The 16,763-nt window shown below is 61.3% G+C and carries 14 protein-coding genes; 5 read left to right on the top strand and 9 right to left on the bottom strand.

Annotated elements, in window-relative coordinates; all coding sequences use genetic code 11:
• Positions 1–41: 41 nt before the first annotated feature.
• Positions 42–1,175 (top strand): TIGR03364 family FAD-dependent oxidoreductase, encoded by a 1,134-nt coding sequence (locus tag ABFB52_RS27750; protein WP_129972257.1) that lies wholly within the window; start codon positions 42–44, stop codon positions 1,173–1,175.
• Positions 1,175–1,735: a phosphonate degradation HD-domain oxygenase gene (locus ABFB52_RS27745; RefSeq protein ID WP_129972256.1), complete on the top strand. Its 561-nt coding sequence runs from the start codon at positions 1,175–1,177 to the stop codon at positions 1,733–1,735. The genes ABFB52_RS27750 and ABFB52_RS27745 overlap by 1 nt, the downstream gene beginning before the upstream one ends.
• Before the next feature lie 10 nt (positions 1,736–1,745).
• On the opposite strand, the gene ABFB52_RS27740 is transcribed toward ABFB52_RS27745, so the two are convergent.
• Positions 1,746–3,131 (bottom strand): GTPase/DUF3482 domain-containing protein, encoded by a 1,386-nt coding sequence (locus ABFB52_RS27740; RefSeq protein WP_102685798.1) that lies wholly within the window; start codon positions 3,129–3,131, stop codon positions 1,746–1,748.
• The gene (locus ABFB52_RS27735; RefSeq protein WP_129972255.1) at positions 3,124–4,497 is read right to left on the bottom strand and encodes a DUF2868 domain-containing protein; all 1,374 of its coding nucleotides are present in this window, start codon (positions 4,495–4,497) and stop codon (positions 3,124–3,126) included. The genes ABFB52_RS27740 and ABFB52_RS27735 overlap by 8 nt, the downstream gene beginning before the upstream one ends.
• A gap of 85 nt (positions 4,498–4,582) precedes the next feature.
• Here ABFB52_RS27735 and ABFB52_RS27730 point away from each other — a divergent pair, with 85 nt between their 5' ends.
• Entirely contained in the window at positions 4,583–5,095 is a 513-nt protein-coding gene (locus tag ABFB52_RS27730; protein ID WP_039767902.1) for a dihydrofolate reductase, read from the top strand.
• 86 nt (positions 5,096–5,181) lie between these two features.
• Here the strand turns inward: ABFB52_RS27730 and ABFB52_RS27725 are convergent, their stop codons facing one another.
• Entirely contained in the window at positions 5,182–6,570 is a 1,389-nt protein-coding gene (locus ABFB52_RS27725; protein ID WP_129972254.1) for an L-cystine transporter, read from the bottom strand.
• 240 nt (positions 6,571–6,810) lie between these two features.
• Here ABFB52_RS27725 and ABFB52_RS27720 point away from each other — a divergent pair, with 240 nt between their 5' ends.
• A complete protein-coding gene (locus ABFB52_RS27720; RefSeq protein ID WP_085605918.1) occupies positions 6,811–7,872 on the top strand; it encodes a phosphorylcholine phosphatase in 1,062 nt (353 codons plus the stop codon).
• A 201-nt stretch (positions 7,873–8,073) separates the two neighbouring features.
• Here the strand turns inward: ABFB52_RS27720 and ilvD are convergent, their stop codons facing one another.
• The 6 genes from ilvD to ABFB52_RS27690 all read right to left on the bottom strand — a co-directional run bounded on the left by ilvD (position 8,074) and on the right by ABFB52_RS27690 (position 15,706).
• Positions 8,074–9,915 carry a dihydroxy-acid dehydratase gene (gene ilvD, locus ABFB52_RS27715; protein WP_085746710.1) on the bottom strand — a complete coding sequence of 614 codons (1,842 nt, stop codon included), beginning with the start codon at positions 9,913–9,915 and terminating at the stop codon, positions 8,074–8,076.
• A gap of 255 nt (positions 9,916–10,170) precedes the next feature.
• Positions 10,171–11,388 carry a multidrug effflux MFS transporter gene (locus ABFB52_RS27710; protein ID WP_102716705.1) on the bottom strand — a complete coding sequence of 406 codons (1,218 nt, stop codon included), beginning with the start codon at positions 11,386–11,388 and terminating at the stop codon, positions 10,171–10,173.
• On the bottom strand, positions 11,381–12,337 hold the full coding sequence (locus ABFB52_RS27705; RefSeq protein ID WP_129972253.1) for a diiron oxygenase: 957 nt from the start codon (positions 12,335–12,337) through the stop codon (positions 11,381–11,383). The genes ABFB52_RS27710 and ABFB52_RS27705 overlap by 8 nt, the downstream gene beginning before the upstream one ends.
• Entirely contained in the window at positions 12,334–13,407 is a 1,074-nt protein-coding gene (locus tag ABFB52_RS27700) for a SagB family peptide dehydrogenase (RefSeq protein WP_129972252.1), read from the bottom strand. Before ABFB52_RS27700 ends, ABFB52_RS27705 begins: the two co-directional genes overlap by 4 nt.
• A 439-nt stretch (positions 13,408–13,846) precedes the next feature.
• Positions 13,847–15,043 (bottom strand): class I SAM-dependent rRNA methyltransferase, encoded by a 1,197-nt coding sequence (locus ABFB52_RS27695; RefSeq protein WP_129972251.1) that lies wholly within the window; start codon positions 15,041–15,043, stop codon positions 13,847–13,849.
• A gap of 123 nt (positions 15,044–15,166) precedes the next feature.
• Positions 15,167–15,706, bottom strand: a complete 540-nt coding sequence (locus ABFB52_RS27690; protein ID WP_085746705.1) for a type 1 glutamine amidotransferase domain-containing protein — start codon at positions 15,704–15,706, stop codon at positions 15,167–15,169.
• Positions 15,707–15,933: 227 nt separating this feature from the next.
• Here ABFB52_RS27690 and ABFB52_RS27685 point away from each other — a divergent pair, with 227 nt between their 5' ends.
• Positions 15,934–16,746: an HDOD domain-containing protein gene (locus ABFB52_RS27685; protein ID WP_165369518.1), complete on the top strand. Its 813-nt coding sequence runs from the start codon at positions 15,934–15,936 to the stop codon at positions 16,744–16,746.
• Positions 16,747–16,763 lie beyond the last annotated feature (17 nt).

The raw sequence follows: 16,763 nt of genomic DNA, 5'->3' as shown, positions 1-16,763 counted from the left end.
TCTGTGACGCAGAGCGTGGGAACGATCATTGAGGTAGCTGCATGACACAACACAAAGACTTGCTGATCGTCGGCGCCGGCATCCTGGGTCTGTCCCACGCCTGGGCCGCCGCCCGGCGCGGTCTCAAGGTCACGGTTTTCGAGCGCACCGCCACGCCCATTGGCGCCTCGGTACGCAACTTCGGCCAGGCCCTGGTCACCGGCCAGCCACCAGGCCCGATGCTCGAACTGGCCAAAGCCAGCCGCGACATCTGGGGCCAGTGGGCGCAGCTCGCCGGCCTGCAACTCAAGCGCAACGGCTCGTACCTGTTCGCCCGCACCGAAGCCGAAGAGCACTTGCTCGAAGCCTTCTGCGCCGGACGCGCCGTCGAGCACGACTACCGCGTCGAACTGCTGCGCGGTGCCGCGCTGCGCGATCTGTACGGCGGCCAGTTCAGCCATCACCGCGCCGCGCTGCACGGTATGGACGACCAACAGCTGTATTCCCGGGAAGCGATTCCGGCGCTGATCGAATACCTGCGCCGCGAGCTCGACGTCGAGTTTCACTTCTCGACGCTGGTTCGCGACGTCGAGCCTGGGCGCCTGCAAAGTACTGCCGGCACATTCTCCGCCAAGCAGATCATCGTCTGCTCCGGCCACGATTATCAGACCTTGCTGGCCGAGCCGATTGCCGCCCTCGACCCGCAAATCTGCCGACTGCAAATGCTCCGCGCCCGGCCGCAGATCGACCTGAACCTGCAACACGCCTTGCTCACCGGCCTCAGCTGCGTGCATTACGGCGCCTTCGCCGATCTGCCGGAAGCGGCCGCAGTGCAGGCGCAAATCCTGCGCGAGCAACCGCACCTGCAGGAAAACGGCATTCACCTGCTGATCAGCCCGACGCCGTATGGCGAACTGATCATCGGCGACTCGCACCATTACGGCAGCGATCCATCACCGTTCAACGCCGAGCAGGTCGACAACTGGATGCTCGAACTGGCCGAACAGACTCTCGGTTGCAAGGTGCAGGTGGTCGAGCGCTGGCAGGGCGTCTATGGTTCCCGGGGTCCGGGGCCGTTTTCGTTCCTGCGTCCGGCGCCGGGGCTGAGTGTGGCGCTGATGCACAGCGGCGTCGGCATGAGCGTCGGCCCGGCCATGGCCGAGCGCAATGTTGCACAGCTTTTTGGAGAGCACTGATGTTGAGTCACGAGCAAGTCATCGACCGGGTGTTCGGCCTCTATGAGCGCTTCGGCGCCAGCGACTACATCGGCGAACCGGTGTCGCAGATCGAGCACATGTCCCAGGCGGCGCAACTGGCCATCGCCGAAGGCTTCGACGACGAAGTGGTGCTTGCCGCGTTCTTCCACGACATCGGCCACTTGTGTGCCGAAGGCGCAGAGAACATGGGCGGTTACGGCGTGGTCAGCCACGAACGCCTCGGCGCGGATTACTTGCGTGAGGCCGGCTTCAGCGAACGCCTGGCGCGACTGGTGGAATATCACGTCCAGGCCAAGCGCTATCTGACGCTCAGGGAATCGGGCTATTACGACCGCTTGAGCGAAGCCAGCCGCCGCACCCTGGAATATCAGGGCGGGGTGATGACCGAGGCTGAAGCGGATGCGTTCGAGCAGGATCCGTTGTGCGCCGTCAGCCTGCGAATGCGCCAGTGGGATGAACTGGCGAAGGAAATGGCGGTGCCGGTGATGGATCTTGCCGTTCTCAAGCGCAAGGCTGAAGTTTTGTTGTCGACCGGGTGAGGGCGCGGATCTAAAGCTCAAGCACCTTCCCGACCAACGACTCAATCTGCTCCTGCCGCTCCGCCTGATTCAGCTTCGGATGCGGATTCAGCGAAGACCATTGCGGATGCGCCCGCGCCTTGTTCAGTGCTTCCGGCAACTTGCCCTCGCGCCAGGTCTTGTCCTGCGGCGTCGCCACCTGAACGGCATCCATCGCCGCATGGCCGCGGGCATTCAGCGCTTGCAACAGTTGCCGCTGACGCAGGGCCAACAGGCGCAACACGTTGTCGTCGACCGTCAGCTCCCGCTGCCCCTTGATCTTGCCGATCAAGCGGTTGCCATAGCTGCGGGCGGTTTGCAGGGCGCCGCCGGCAATGGCGCCGGCCAGCGCGGCGGCGCCTAGGGTGATGCCGCCGACCAGCAAATCCACACCCGCACCGGCCGCTGCACCGGCCGCAATCCCGCCGCCGACCCGCACGCCGAGTTGCTTGAGGGTTTCCGGGTTGAACAGGTCATCGCCCCAACGTCCGTCGAGCAACGGTAGATCGCTGGCGGCGGCGTCCTGCGGGCGGAAGGCGTAGAGCTTCAGCAGCGCCTCGACGCACTTCTGTTCGCGTTGACGCACGGCTTTGCGCAGTTCGCTGATGGCCTGTTGTTCCTGCTCGGCGTTGCTCGCCACACTGCGTCGGCACGCAGCGCAGTCGATCAGCAATTCGGCAATCAGGCGTGCGGCGCTTTGCTCGCGGGCGAGGCGCTGGGCCTGTTGATCGGCGATCAGGCGTTCAAGTTGTGGGCGGGCGTTTTCCAGCAACAGTGCGAGGCTTTCATACAGCCGCCGCTCACCGTCCTCGGGCGGGGCGACGCTGTCGAAACGCACCAATGCATGCAGGCCGAGACGCGCCAGTGCTTCGCGCCAGTCCGGCTCGCGGTGGTTGGCGCTGCTGACGAAATTCAGCACCGGCAGCAGCGGCTTGCCGCAACTGGCCAACACTTCCAGTTCATCGCGGTACTTGGCCAGCACCGGTTCGCGGGCGTCGATCACGTACAGGCCGGCATCGGAATCGAGCAGTTGCCGCAGGACTTTGGCTTCCTGTTCGAAACGCTGGCGCGCTTCGCTGCCGTCGAGAAACCGCGCCAGCCGTGCCGGGCCGTCGAGGCGTTCGCCGGGGCGCTCCAGACGTTCCAGAAAATCCAGCAGGGCGATGGCGTCTTCCAGACCGGGCGTGTCGTAGAGGTCGAGCAACGGCTCGCCATCCACCGACAACCGCGCGCCTTCGACATGCCGCGTGGTACTCGGTCGATGGGAGACTTCGCCGAAGCCGACGTCGCGGGTCAGGGTGCGCAACAGCGAAGTCTTGCCGACGTTGGTGTGGCCGACCACCGCCAGTTTCAGCGGCGCTTTCCAGGCATCAGTCATGTCCGTGCTCCAGCCAGTTCAACGGGGCGCAATCGGCGAACGGCAGTTCCAGCTGTTGCAACGCCACATGCCAGTCACCGAGGCGTTCGGCATCCAGCGCTTGTCCTTGCGGCGCCTGCAACAACCAGACACGGGTCGCAGTGGCATTGCGCGCCAGCTCGGCGATCAGCGCCAGGCTGCCGCGATCCGGCGAACGTCGTGGGTCGCAGGCAATCGCGAGGCGCGCCGGCGGGAAGCGGCTGAGCTGTTCGAGCAGTTTGTTGCGCGATTCACGGCTGTCGAGGATGCCGGCGTTGCTGACGTTTTTCGGCAGCGTCGGCGGCCATGAGTGTTGATCGTCGAGTTCGATCGCCACCAGCAACGCGCCATCGCTGGCGTGTTCGCCGACGGTGCTTTCGACGCGGTGCAATTGCGCAGGTTCTGGATCGGTGATGCCGAGGCGTTCGCTGGTCGGCATCAGGCGCTCGCGCAGTTGGGCGTAACCGGGCAGGTTCAGGTCCAGACGCAATGCGGCTTTGCCGCTGTTCCAGCGCCAGAAGCAAAACAGCGCCAACAGCAGACGCGGCAGCACGCCGTACACCACCAGCACGCCGACCAGCCAGGTTGCCCAGGCCTGACGGGCGCTTTCGATGTTCAGCGCGGTGTCGCCGCTGGCGCGGATCATGTCCACGGTCGGCACGTTGAAGCCCAGCAGCGCCGGCAATGCGCCGAGGGCCTGGGTCATGTTGATGAATGTGTCGGCGCTGAGAATCGTGGTTTCCCAGACGAAGCCGTAGCGCCGGGTCGCCATCAGCGTCAGCAGCAAAACCAGCGCGCTGAACATCGCCAGCAACCACAGGCCGTTGACCAGCGTGCCGAGCGCCCAGCGATTGAGTTTCTGGCGTTGCAGCATCAGCAGCAGCGCCGGTGCGAGTTGAGCAGCCTTGGCGTCGCGGGCGAGTTTTTCACTGAGCCACAGCCACAAGCGGCCGAGTGTAGCGTCGTGTTCGCCAGCGAAGATCAGCCCCAGCGCCCAGCTCAACAGCAGAATCAGATTCAACCCCAGCAGACTGCCCAGGGCCCAGAACACATTGACCGGCGTCTGGCCCAGTGCGGCGAAAGCCAGACCGGCACCGCTTAGTACCGCGAAGATCGCCAGCAGCACCAGCGCCAGGCGTGCGCCTTGCAGCCAGTGCTTGAGCGCAGAGGTCAGACCATCGCGCTCGGCCAGCCACAGGGCGCGGCGTTGAATGCGTCCCGGCAGATCGCCGCCGGCCGCGCGGGCCAGGCGATTGGCTTCCAGATCCTCCAGCGGGCCTGCGTGTTCTTCGCGCAGGCGCACGGTTTCGGTGAGCCAGAGGTTTTGCAGTGGAGTCAGTTCAGTCACGCGGCATCCCGTTGCTTGATTGAGCCGTGAGCATAACCGCTGTGGCGCTTATCGGGGTAAGGGCGGCTCTGGTATCCTCGCCGGCATGACTAAATCACTCCCCCTCAGCCTGATCGCAGCCCTCGGTGAAAACCGCGTGATCGGCGTCGACAACAGCATGCCCTGGCACCTGCCGGGGGACTTCAAATACTTCAAGGCCACGACGCTCGGCAAGCCGATCATCATGGGCCGCAAGACCTGGGATTCGCTGGGTCGTCCGTTGCCGGGCCGTCTGAATATCGTGGTCAGCCGTCAGGCCGGTCTGGTGCTGGAGGGCGCGGAAGTCTATCCGTCGCTGGAAGCCGCCGTGGTTCGCGCCGAAGCGTGGGCGAAAGAGCAGGGCGTCGACGAGTTGATGCTGATTGGCGGGGCGCAATTGTATGCGCAGGGGCTGGCGCAGGCGGATCGTTTGTATCTGACCCGTGTGGCGTTGAGCCCGGAAGGGGATGCGTGGTTTCCGGAGTTCGATCTGAACCAGTGGACACTGGTGTCGAACGTGCCGAATCCGGCTGAAGGCGACAAACCGGCTTACAACTTCGAAGTCTGGGAAAGAAGATAGCTACAAGCTTCGAGCTGCAAGCCGCAAGTAAAAGCTGGAATGCTCTTCTTGCAGCTTGCAGCTTGCAGCTTGCAGCTTGCAGCTGGCTAGCTCGCTAGCTGCGCATGCTCATCGGCATCCAGCAGTGCCTTGTCGGTCTGCTGCATCACCTGGCTGGTAATCGCGCCAGCGGTGATCGAACCGCTCACGTTCAGCGCTGTGCGACCCATGTCGATCAGCGGCTCGACCGAAATCAGCAACGCCACCAGCGAAACCGGCAAGCCCATGGCCGGCAGCACGATCAGCGCGGCGAAGGTCGCACCGCCACCCACGCCGGCCACACCGGCCGAACTCAGGGTCACAATCGCCACCAGCGTCGCGATCCACAGCGGATCCAGCGGGTTGATGCCGACGGTTGGCGCAACCATCACCGCCAACATCGCCGGGTACAGACCGGCGCAGCCGTTCTGGCCGATGGTCGCGCCGAACGAAGCAGCGAAGCTTGCCACCGATTGCGGAATGCCCAGACGACGGGTCTGCGCTTCGATGCTCAGCGGAATGCTCGCGGCGCTGGAGCGGCTGGTGAACGCAAATGTCAGCACCGGCCAGATCTTGCGGAAGAAACGCAGCGGGTTGATCCCGGCCGCCGACACCAGCAGACCGTGTACCAAGAACATCAGGCCCAGACCGAGGTACGACACCACCACGAAACTGCCGAGCTTGATGATGTCCTGCAGGTTGGAACCGGCCACCACTTTGGTCATCAGCGCCAGCACGCCGTACGGGGTCAGCTTCATCACCAGACGCACCAGACGCATCACCCAGGCTTGCAGGGTGTCGATGGCGTTGATCACTTTCTGACCTTTCTCGACGTCATCCTTGAGCAGTTGCAGCGCGGCAACCCCCAGGAACGCAGCGAAAATCACCACGCTGATGATCGAGGTCGGCTTGGCCCGCGCCAGGTCGGCGAACGGGTTCTGCGGGATGAACGACAGCAGCAGTTGCGGCACATTCAGGTCGGCGACCTTGCCGGCGTAGTCGGTCTGAATGGTTTGCAGACGGGCCATTTCCTGCGTGCCGGCGACCAGACCTTCGGCGGTCAGGCCGAACAGGTTGGTCAGGCCGATGCCGATCAGCGCCGCAATTGCGGTGGTAAACAGCAGCGTGCCGATGGTCAGGAAGCTGATCTTGCCCAGCGACGATGCGTTGTGCAGACGGGCCACGGCGCTGAGGATCGAGGCGAACACCAGCGGGATCACGATCATTTGCAGCAGTTGCACGTAACCGTTGCCGACCAGATCGAACCAGCCGATCGAGGCTTTCAGCACCGGGTTGCCGGCACCGTAAATCGTGTGCAGCGCGACGCCGAACGCCACGCCCAGCACCAGCGCGAGCAGGACTTTTTTCGCCAGGCTCCACGAGGTATGACGGGTTTGCGCCAGGCCGAAGAGCAGGGCGAGGAACACCAGCAAGTTGAGAATCAGGGGCAGATTCATGAGGACTCCAGAAAAGACTGTGCCAACAACCTTCCGGGGCTGTTGCGAACCGGCAAGCCTAACAGTTTGATTTCCAATGATTTAATACCGAAATCAAAGGTCGTCCGTCGTTTTTGGAATAAGCGGGTGTCGTTCTCGGGGATGCAACTGGCGCGAAACGGACGTGGACGGTCGCTGACAGACGGGGACTGTCACATTTATTTGTTAGCGTCGATTTCTTTGACCCAGGGAGAAGCGCCAATGAAGTTTGCACCGAAATTTCTGGCTGTCGCACTGACTGTGGGGATGGGCTTGGCCACTCAGGCGTTCGCCACCGACCTGAAACACTGGCCCGCGGATCAGGCCAAGGCACTGGACGCGATGATCGCCGCCAACGCCAACAAAGGTAACTACGCGGTGTTCGACATGGACAACACCAGTTACCGCTACGACCTCGAAGAGTCGTTGCTGCCGTTCATGGAAAACAAGGGCCTGATCACCCGGGACAAGCTCGACCCCTCCCTGAAACTGATGCCGTTCAAGGACACCGCCGACCACAAGGAAAGCCTGTTCAGTTACTACTACCGCCTCTGCGAAGTCGACGACATGGTCTGCTACCCATGGGTGGCGCAGGTGTTTTCCGGCTTCACCCTCAAGGAACTCAAGGGCTACGTCGATGAGCTGATGGCCTCGGGCAAACCGGTGCCGGCGACTTATTACGAAGGTGACGTGGTCAAGAATCTGGATGTGAATCCGCCGAAGATCTTCACTGGCCAGAAAGAGCTGTACAACAAACTGATGGAGAACGGCATCGAGGTCTACGTGATGACCGCCGCCTCCGAAGAACTGGTGCGCATGGTCGCGGCCGATCCGAAGTATGGCTACAACGTCAAACCGCAGAACGTGATCGGCGTGACCACGTTGTTGAAGAACCGCGAGACTGGCGAACTGACCACCGCGCGCAAGCAGATCACCGCCGGCAAATATGACGAGAAGGCCAACCTCGGCCTCGAGTTGACTCCGTACCTGTGGACCCCGGCGACCTGGATGGCCGGCAAGCACGCGGCGATCCTGACCTACATCGACGAATGGAAAAAACCGGTACTGGTGGGTGGCGACACGCCGACCAGCGACGGCTACATGCTGTTCCACGATGTGGACGTGGCCAAGGGCGGCATTCACCTGTGGGTCAACCGCAAGGACAAGTACATGACCCAGATTCAGGGCATGATGGCCAAGCACGCGGCGGCCCAGGCGAAAGAAGGTCTGCCGGTGACGGCGGACAAGAACTGGGTGATCGTCAAACCTGAAGAAATCCAGTAATTGCTACGGTGATTGCTCCCGAGCAGAGCGCGATGATCGTTCCCACGCTCTGCGTGGGAATGCAGCCCGTGACGCTCCGCGTCACTGGACGCAGAGCGTCCCTTGAGGCATTCCCACGCGGGAGCGTGGGAACGATCAAAACCTGAAGGCAAAAAAATGCCCCGCACTTGGCGGGGCATTTTTATGCGCGACGGTTAAGCATTACAGCCCGTCGAGCATCGCCTTGTTGCGCACGGCACCCTTGTCGGCGCTGGTCGCCAGCAGGGCGTAGGCCTTGAGGGCGGTGGTCACTTTGCGTGGACGCTGTTCGACCGGTTTCCAGCCTTTCTTGTCCTGCTCGACCCGGCGTGCCGCCAGTTCTTCATCGCTGATCAACAGGTTGATCGAGCGGTTCGGAATGTCGATCAGCACCTTGTCGCCGTCCTGTACCAGACCGATCGCGCCGCCGGCCGCAGCCTCTGGCGAAGCGTGGCCGATGGACAGACCGGAAGTGCCGCCGGAGAAACGGCCATCGGTCAGCAGGGCGCAGGCTTTGCCCAGGCCTTTGGATTTCAGGTACGAGGTCGGGTAGAGCATTTCCTGCATGCCCGGGCCGCCTTTCGGGCCTTCGTAGCGAATGATGACGATGTCGCCTTCCTTCACTTCGTCGGCGAGGATGCCGCGCACGGCGCTGTCCTGGCTTTCGAAGATCTTGGCGTTGCCTTCGAACACGTGGATCGACTCGTCAACACCGGCGGTTTTCACCACGCAGCCGTCCAGGGCGATGTTGCCGTACAGCACGGCCAGGCCGCCTTCTTTCGAATAGGCGTGTTCAAAGCTGCGGATGCAACCGTTTTCACGGTCGTCGTCCAGGGTTTCCCAACGGGTCGACTGGCTGAACGCGGTTTGCGTCGGAATGCCGGCCGGGCCTGCCTTGAAGAAATGGTGCACGGCTTCATCGTCGGTCTGGGTGATGTCCCACTTGGCGATGGCTTCTTCCATGCTGCGGCTGTGCACGGTCGGCAGGTCGGTGTGCAGCAGGCCGCCACGGGCCAGCGAACCGAGGATGCTGAAGATGCCGCCGGCGCGGTGCACGTCTTCCATGTGGTACTTCTGGATGTTCGGCGCGACCTTGCACAGCTGCGGCACCTTGCGCGACAGACGATCGATGTCGCGCAGGTCGAAGTTGATCTCGGCTTCCTGGGCCGCGGCCAGCAAGTGCAGGATGGTGTTGGTCGAACCGCCCATGGCGATGTCGAGCATCATCGCGTTCTCGAACGCCTTGAAGTTGGCGATGTTGCGCGGCAGTACCGACTCGTCGTTCTCGCCGTAGTAGCGTTTGCACAGTTCGACGATGGTGCGGCCGGCCTGCAGGAACAGCTGCTCGCGATCGCTGTGGGTGGCCAGGGTCGAACCGTTGCCCGGCAGTGCGAGGCCCAGGGCTTCGGTCAGGCAGTTCATCGAGTTGGCGGTGAACATGCCGGAGCACGAACCGCAGGTCGGGCAGGCGCTGCGCTCGTACTCGGCAACCTTCTCGTCAGAAGCGCTGGAGTCGGCGGCGATCACCATGGCGTCGACGAGGTCGAGACCGTGGCTGGCCAGTTTGGTCTTGCCGGCTTCCATCGGGCCGCCGGAGACGAAGATCACCGGGATGTTCAGGCGCAGGGCGGCCATCAGCATGCCGGGGGTGATCTTGTCGCAGTTCGAGATGCAGACGATGGCGTCGGCGCAGTGGGCGTTGACCATGTACTCGACGGAGTCGGCGATGATCTCGCGGCTCGGCAGCGAATAGAGCATGCCGTCGTGGCCCATGGCGATGCCGTCGTCAACGGCGATGGTGTTGAATTCTTTTGCAACGCCGCCAGCGCGTTCGATCTCACGGGCAACCAGTTGGCCCAGGTCCTTCAGGTGAACGTGGCCCGGTACGAACTGGGTGAAGGAGTTGGCAATGGCGATGATCGGCTTCTTGAAGTCGTCATCTTTCATCCCGGTGGCGCGCCACAGTGCGCGGGCGCCGGCCATGTTGCGGCCGTGGGTGGATGTTTTCGAGCGGTAATCTGGCATGGAGCACTCCGGGCGGCTAATCAGGTATCAAAAGGGAGTGAGCTTCTATTGACGTCTGGAACACTCAGAAATGGCCGTGTGTCCTGATGTTGCCGATGACGTTGCGGGATCGCCGCTGGTCTCAGCCTGAGCTCATAAACCCGCCGGGGATGAATGGCGATGAATCTCGCGATTCTACACCGCTGGCGTCAGGAGGGAATGGCGCAAAGCGTTGTTCCAGTGCTGACGAAGCGTGCGGGATGACGACCGGCAGGATTAATCGCTGTCCGGTTGCCCCACGAGATCGCTGCGGCGACTGATCCGCGCGTTCAACGCCAGTGCCACCCCGCTGAGTATCACGAAGCTGTAGCCCAGCGTGGATTGCAGATTGGTCGGGCTCAGGCTGATCAAGGCACTGATCAAGCCGCCGCAGATGAAAATGATCGTGCTGCCGGCCGAGGCCGACGTGCCGGCGTTTTCCGGAAACAGACTCATGGCCCGGGACGTGGCGGCCGGCCGGGCAATGGTGGTGCCGGCGGTGCAGATCAGCATCGGGATCAGCACGGTCGCCGGAGCCAGTGCAAAGTTCGACGACAGGTACAGCATGGTCACGCCGGCGAACAGGATCAGGCTCAGGCCGACGACCATCTGCTGGCCGCTGTTGATGCGCCTGCTCAGCACGCTGGCGAGGATCCCCCCGGTGACGTAGGCCGCACCGTAGATCAGCAGGATCAACGAAAATTCGTAAGCGGACAGTTGCAGCCGATCCATGAAGATCAGCGGCGAGATCACGATGAATGAGAAATGGCAGGCGAATGCAAACGCTGAAATCAGCCAGTAACCGACGAAGTCGAAATCTCCCAGAACCCGTCGATAGGCCGTGAGGAAGTTCGTACGTGTGCCAGTGGCGGTAGGTCGGGTGTTCTCCAGAAACAGCCAGGCCTTGAGCAGCACTGCGGCTGATAATGCGATGAACACCCAGAAGCTGCCGCGCCAGCCCAATGTCGCCTGAAGAAAGGTGCCAGCCAGCGGCGATATCGAGATGAAAATCCCGCCGGCGGTGACCATTAAAATCCGTAGGCGGTCACGTTCTTCGCCTTCGAACAGGTCCTGCACCAGCGCCTGTGACAGCACGAAGCAACCGCAGCCCAGCGCCTGCAACACCCGGAACATCAGAAACAGCGAATAGTCCGAGGTCATCACGCAACCGAGGGCGCCGAGTATGGAAACGCTCATGCCGGCGAGCAGCAGCCCCTTGCGTCCGATCACATCCGACAGCGGCCCGATCAGCAACTGGGCGAAGGCAATTCCGACCGCAAACAGGCTGATCGACAGGGCGATGTCCGCCGGGGTGCGGCGAAAGTGTTCGGCCAGTGCCGGGAACGAAGGCAGCAGGACATCCAGTGGAAAGACGCCGAGCAACACCATTGCCAGCAAAAGACTGACAGCCCCGCGCCGCTGTCGTCGGGTCACCACAGATTGTCCGTCATCCATCGATCAGTCCCGCCCTGGCAAATAGTGTCTGGTTTTGAGGTTCGGCGAAAAATCCGGCTTTCTTCAATGCGTTCAACGTAGCGAGGCTGCCGGCGCGTGCCCGCCGTCGACTGGCCTGGGTCGATGTCATCGTGCCGAGAATGTCCGTCACCGTCGTATTTGCAATGCCCGCGCCACAGAGGCTTTCCTGCAGCCAGTGCTCATCCACTTCGAAGAAGATTTCCAGAATGTCGAGCAAGGTCGTCGCGGTGAACGTTCGCTGTCGCGGGTTCAGGTGCAACCAGAGGTAGTGGAACACTTCGGTGAAATAGCGGCTGTGGCGCGCTTCGTCGGTGAGGTGATCGCGCAACATGTCGTTGACGCCGGACACCAGGCTGTCGCGGCAGACATCCAGCAGTTCACGGGCAATGATGGTTTCCGAGACGAAGCCCAGAAGAAAGCACGCCAGCGGCCGTTGCTCCTGCCTTGTGCGTGCGACCAGCAGGTTCATCCGGGTGATGCGTCTGGGCATCACGGGTCGCCCGGTGATGGCGTAGAGGCTGGCGATCTGCTCTGCCACCTGACTGGAAAACAGGGCGTGATAGCCCTCGTCGGTGTAGAGCTGGAGCGCGGCGGTTTTCATCGACGTCGGTACCTCGACCGGCAGTTCGCCATGCACGATGGTTTCGACGGAGCGATTGACGATCCGGTGTTCGAGCAGCGTGGTGTAGTCGAGAAAGTGCACCAGATGCCGGGCCGTAAGCCGGTGCAGCATCGAACGGCCCGCTGCTTCAATCGCCGGGTGGGTTAGATAAGGTAGGAATGCCGGCGGAAACCAGTGCCGGGTCTCCAGTTGTTCCTGCACGTTTTCCGGCAAGCGGTAATCGTGGGGGCTGGCGCGAACGGAGGCGCGGCTGTTCCAGTCGCTCAGGGTGAACTGAAAGACCGGTTCCGGGGCCAGGGCGCTCATGGTTGTGCCTCACGCAGCAGGTCACGCATTTCCTGACACATCGCCTGACCGTCGCTTTCCCCGCAACCGACAAAGAACAAGGGTTGTTCCGCACTGTTTTCGAGCTTCAGCAACGCTTCGACCTGCTCATCGGAAAACGCGCCTGTGAGCCAGGTGTTCATGCCGAGCGCTGTCGCCACCAGTTGAAACGTTTGCGAAAGGTGCCCGGCTTCGATGAACGCCATTCGATAGGCGCGCGAGTGCGGGTATTTCCACCAGAGCCGGTCGAAGCGGGCGGTGATGAACAGCCCCAATGGCAGGTTGTTGATGAAATGCTGCCCCCCCAGCAGATTGCCGGGCGCGGTGTCGGGCAAAGGGTTGATGAAGCTCAGGGCGTGATCGGCGGGGTGGTAGGCATACACGCCGGGTGCCAGTCCGTCGACGTTCTGTACAAACACGAACCCGGCGCAGGCATTAAGGCCACCGCCGGAAGGGCTGCTGCGCCGCGCGCCCAGTCCTTCGGCGATGCTGTCGTCGCAGTCGGTTTCGCGTTCTCCCAGGTAACCGAGTGAAAGGTAAAGCGAGGTGCCCACATCATCCAGCGGCACGGCAGCGCCAGTGAAGGATCGGCAGGTCTTTCGCCGGGTCAGTGAATTCGACAGGCTGTCGTCATTCAGTGCCAGCGGCTTGGGCAGGGCGATGAGTGCGTTCGGACGGGTATCCACAGGGATGTCGGCTGGCGGGGGAGTGGCAAGCACTTTGTTGCAGTGTTCGAGATATTGCCTGGACCATTCCTGAATGTTTCGGGGAGTGTGTTCGCAAGGAATGTCCCGAGTCCCGATATGGTAGATCCTGGACAGTTCATCCCAGCCCCAGGCAGGCGCCGGGATTTTATAAGAAGTCAGTATTCCTGCATTTAAAAGCTGTGTATCTATTATGTTGCTGTTGTCGTATAAGTCAGGGTTGTGGACAAGTTGCGCCAGTCGGGAGGAATATTCAAGATCAAGTTCATGTTGAGTATGGTCTTTGTAGTTCCAGACTATCTGGCCGGGCGTTCGTGGCAGTATGAATAAATAAGGATTTATATGCATGTTGGGGCACGCTGCTCTGGATAGGTGCTTTGTCAGAGGCGCTGGGTAGCCGGCTATACCCAGCGCCCACCTTACTTAACGGGCTTTAGGTGCGACCAGAAAAGCCAGATTTGCGAGGGTGCGGGATTCCAGAGTAATTGCTTTCATGATTGAACTCCTTGTTCGTTGCTGCTTCGTGGTTAGTTGGTGTCACCTCCGTGGCGACGACTTAATAATAGTTTGTAATGGATTAATCGCAAGCAAATATTAAGTAGGAATAATCCAGTAATTTTGTCGGAGTGATCTTTGGCTGGAAATGGGTGTGTAAGTTAAATTTCAGTAAATAAAGTATTCGCGGAAATATCCTGCAAGTCTGCAGGACAATAAGTGTAGGAAAGCAACGTTAAAGGCAAAAAGAAGGGGAGCCCCAGGCTCCCCTTCTTTATACGCATCGATACCGTTAGCTGTTCGGCAGCAGGCGGCAGGTGATGCTCTTGATGTAGCGGGTTTCCGGGATGGCCGGGTGTACCGGGTGATCCGGACCCTGACCGCCACGCTCCAGCAGCTGGATATTGCGGTCCAGGTGACGGGCGCTGGTCAGCAGGATGTTCTGCAGGTCGTCTTCCGGCAGGTGCATCGAGCACGAAGCGCTGAACAGGATGCCGTCCTTGGTGAGCAGGCGCATGGCTTGCTCGTTCAGGCGACGGTAGGCGCCTTCACCGTTCTTCAGGTCTTTCTTGCGCTTGATGAACGCAGGCGGGTCGGCAACGATCACGTCGAAGCGCTCTTCGCTGGCCTTGAGTTCTTTCAGGGCTTCGAACACGTCGCCTTCGATACAGGTCATCTTGTCGGCGAAGCCGTTCAGTGCGGCGTTACGCTCAACGCCGTCGAGGGCGAAGCCCGATGCGTCGACGCAGAACACTTCGCTGGCGCCGAATGCGGCCGCTTGCACACCCCAGCCACCGATGTAGCTGTAGAGGTCCAGTACGCGTTTGCCTTTGGCGTAAGGGGCCAGGCGGGCGCGGTTCATGCGGTGGTCGTAGAACCAGCCGGTTTTCTGACCTTGAACCACTGGCGCTTCGAACTTCACGCCGTTCTCTTCCAGCGCTACCCACTCCGGCACCACGCCGAACACGGTTTCGGTGTAACGCTCGAGGCCTTCGGCATCGCGCGCGGCGGAGTCGTTCTTGAACAGGATGCCGCTTGGCTTGAGCACCTGGGTCAGTGCCGCGATCACGTCATCTTTATGGGCTTCCATGGTCGCCGAGGCGATCTGCACCACGAGGATGTCGCCGAAACGGTCGACCACCAGACCCGGCAGCAGGTCGGAATCGCCGTAGACCAGACGATAGAACGGCTTGTCGAACAGGCGCTCGCGCAGCGACAGGGCTACGTTCAGGCGATGCACCAGCAGCGACTTGTCCAGCGGCAGCTTGATGTCGCGCGACAGCAGACGCGCGCAGATCAGGTTGTTCGGGCTCATGGCGACGATGCCCAGCGGCTTGCCGCTGGCGGCTTCGAGGATCGCCTGGTCGCCGGCCTTGAAGCCGTGCAACGGGGTCGCGGCCACGTCGATTTCGTTGCTGTAGATCCACAGGTGACCGGCGCGCAGGCGACGGTCGGCGTTGGCTTTGAGGCGCAAGCTAGGCAGGGACATGACGTCGCTCCGGAAAAAAGAGCGGGAGTATACCGTGTTGCGCCTTATGCCGGGTTTGGCGTGCGATGAAACGCGGCTGACCTCATCACGAGCAGGCCCGCCCCGTATCCATACGCTTATGCTCTATGCCGACAGCGCGTCGATCAGCGCATTGCTGAACGCCGGAATATCGTCCGGCTGGCGGCTGCTGATCAGGTGGCCGTCTTTTACTACCTCCTGATCAACCCAGTTCGCCCCCGCATTCACCAGATCGTCCTTGACGGTCTTGTAGCTGGTCATGGTCTTGCCATTGACCAGCCCTGCCGAAATCAGCAGCCAGCTGCCATGACAGATCACTGCGATCGGCTTGCCGGCGGACGCACCGGTCTTGACCAGGTGCTGGGCGTCCTGGTCGATGCGGATGGTGTCAGAGTTCTGCACACCGCCCGGGAGCACCACGGCATCGTATTGATCGATGCTTGCGCCCTGGAAGGTCTGGTCGACCTTGAAGTCGTCCGCAGGTTTATCGTGATTCCAGCCTTTGACGCTGCCGGCTTCGGCGGAGAGGATGTCAACCTGCGCTCCCGCCTGCTCCAGTGCCTTTTTGGGGCCAGTCAGTTCAACCTGCTCGAAACCGTCGGTTACCAGAAAAGCGACGCGCTTGCCGCTGAGAGAAGTGGCCATCGTTAAGCTCCTGAGTCTGTTGGAATTACTGCCCGCGACAGATGGGGAACTGCTCCGGGCACTACAGATTCCGAAGGCTGGTGGAAAGTGAAAGTTCCTGCGAATTGCCCACTGGTGTGTCGTCCGTCGGTTTTTAGAGGTTAGAATCGCGGCCTGTCCCAGAGTGTGTACTTATGTCCCAAGAGCTGACCACCGAACAGATTCAACAGTCCCTGCAAGGCATCAGCGTGCCCGCGCAGCCGCAGATCATGGTGGATCTGCAAATGGAGCAGTACATGCCCGACCCCGACCTGGAGACGATCGCCAAGCTGATCTCCCAGGATCCTGGCCTGTCCGGCTCGCTGCTGAAAATCGTCAATTCGCCCTATTACGGCCTGAGCAACAAGATCACCTCGATCAAGCGCGCGGTGAATCTGTTGGGCAGTCGCTCGATCATCAATCTGATCAACGCGATGTCGATCAAGGGCGAAATGAACGATGACACCATCGTCACCCTCAACCGTTTCTGGGACACCGCCCAGGACGTGGCCATGACCTGCCTGACCCTGGCCAAGCGCGTTGGCACCGAGGCGAGCGACGAGGCTTATGCCTTGGGTCTTTTCCATGATTGCGGCGTGCCGCTGATGCTTCAGCGTTTCCCCGACTACATGACCACGCTGGAGACGGCCTATGCCAATGCGAGTGCCGAGCGCCGGGTCGTGGACACCGAGAACGACGTCTACAACACCAATCACTCGGTGGTCGGTTACTACACCGCCAAGTCGTGGCGCCTCCCGGAACACGTCAGCGCTGCGATCGCCAACCATCACAATGCCTTGGCGATCTTCAACGACGAGACCTCGCGCAACAGCCAGATGAAAAACCTGCTGGCGATCCTGAAAATGGCCGAGCACATCTGCGCGTCCTACCGGGTGTTGGGCAACCAGACCGAAGATTTCGAATGGCAGGCCGTCGGGCCGCTGGTACTGGAATACATCGGCCTCTCGGATTACGACTTTGAAACGTTGAAGCAGACTATCCGCGAACTTGGCGCGCACTGATTTAAAAAGACCCTTGA

The organism is Pseudomonas sp. 9.2(2024), from assembly GCF_039695385.1.
GTDB lineage: Bacteria > Pseudomonadota > Gammaproteobacteria > Pseudomonadales > Pseudomonadaceae > Aquipseudomonas > Aquipseudomonas paraglycinae.
The sequence above is the reverse complement of the archived record's forward strand: the minus strand, read 5'-3'. Positions and strand labels throughout refer to the sequence as shown.

What these genes read in the sequence shown, in the direction of transcription:
- ABFB52_RS27725 (WP_129972254.1), bottom strand. Translation starts at nt 6,570, where the DNA reads ATGAATCTGCCCCTGATTCTCAACTTGCTGGTGTTCCTCGCCCTGCTC.
- ABFB52_RS27750 (WP_129972257.1), top strand. Translation starts at nt 42, where the DNA reads ATGACACAACACAAAGACTTGCTGATCGTCGGCGCCGGCATCCTGGGT.
- ABFB52_RS27705 (WP_129972253.1), bottom strand. Translation starts at nt 12,337, where the DNA reads ATGAGCGCCCTGGCCCCGGAACCGGTCTTTCAGTTCACCCTGAGCGAC.
- ABFB52_RS27710 (WP_102716705.1), bottom strand. Translation starts at nt 11,388, where the DNA reads ATGGATGACGGACAATCTGTGGTGACCCGACGACAGCGGCGCGGGGCT.
- ABFB52_RS27700 (WP_129972252.1), bottom strand. Translation starts at nt 13,407, where the DNA reads ATGCATATAAATCCTTATTTATTCATACTGCCACGAACGCCCGGCCAG.
- ABFB52_RS27745 (WP_129972256.1), top strand. Translation starts at nt 1,175, where the DNA reads ATGTTGAGTCACGAGCAAGTCATCGACCGGGTGTTCGGCCTCTATGAG.
- ABFB52_RS27730 (WP_039767902.1), top strand. Translation starts at nt 4,583, where the DNA reads ATGACTAAATCACTCCCCCTCAGCCTGATCGCAGCCCTCGGTGAAAAC.
- ilvD (WP_085746710.1), bottom strand. Translation starts at nt 9,915, where the DNA reads ATGCCAGATTACCGCTCGAAAACATCCACCCACGGCCGCAACATGGCC.
- ABFB52_RS27740 (WP_102685798.1), bottom strand. Translation starts at nt 3,131, where the DNA reads ATGACTGATGCCTGGAAAGCGCCGCTGAAACTGGCGGTGGTCGGCCAC.
- ABFB52_RS27695 (WP_129972251.1), bottom strand. Translation starts at nt 15,043, where the DNA reads ATGTCCCTGCCTAGCTTGCGCCTCAAAGCCAACGCCGACCGTCGCCTG.
- ABFB52_RS27720 (WP_085605918.1), top strand. Translation starts at nt 6,811, where the DNA reads ATGAAGTTTGCACCGAAATTTCTGGCTGTCGCACTGACTGTGGGGATG.
- ABFB52_RS27690 (WP_085746705.1), bottom strand. Translation starts at nt 15,706, where the DNA reads ATGGCCACTTCTCTCAGCGGCAAGCGCGTCGCTTTTCTGGTAACCGAC.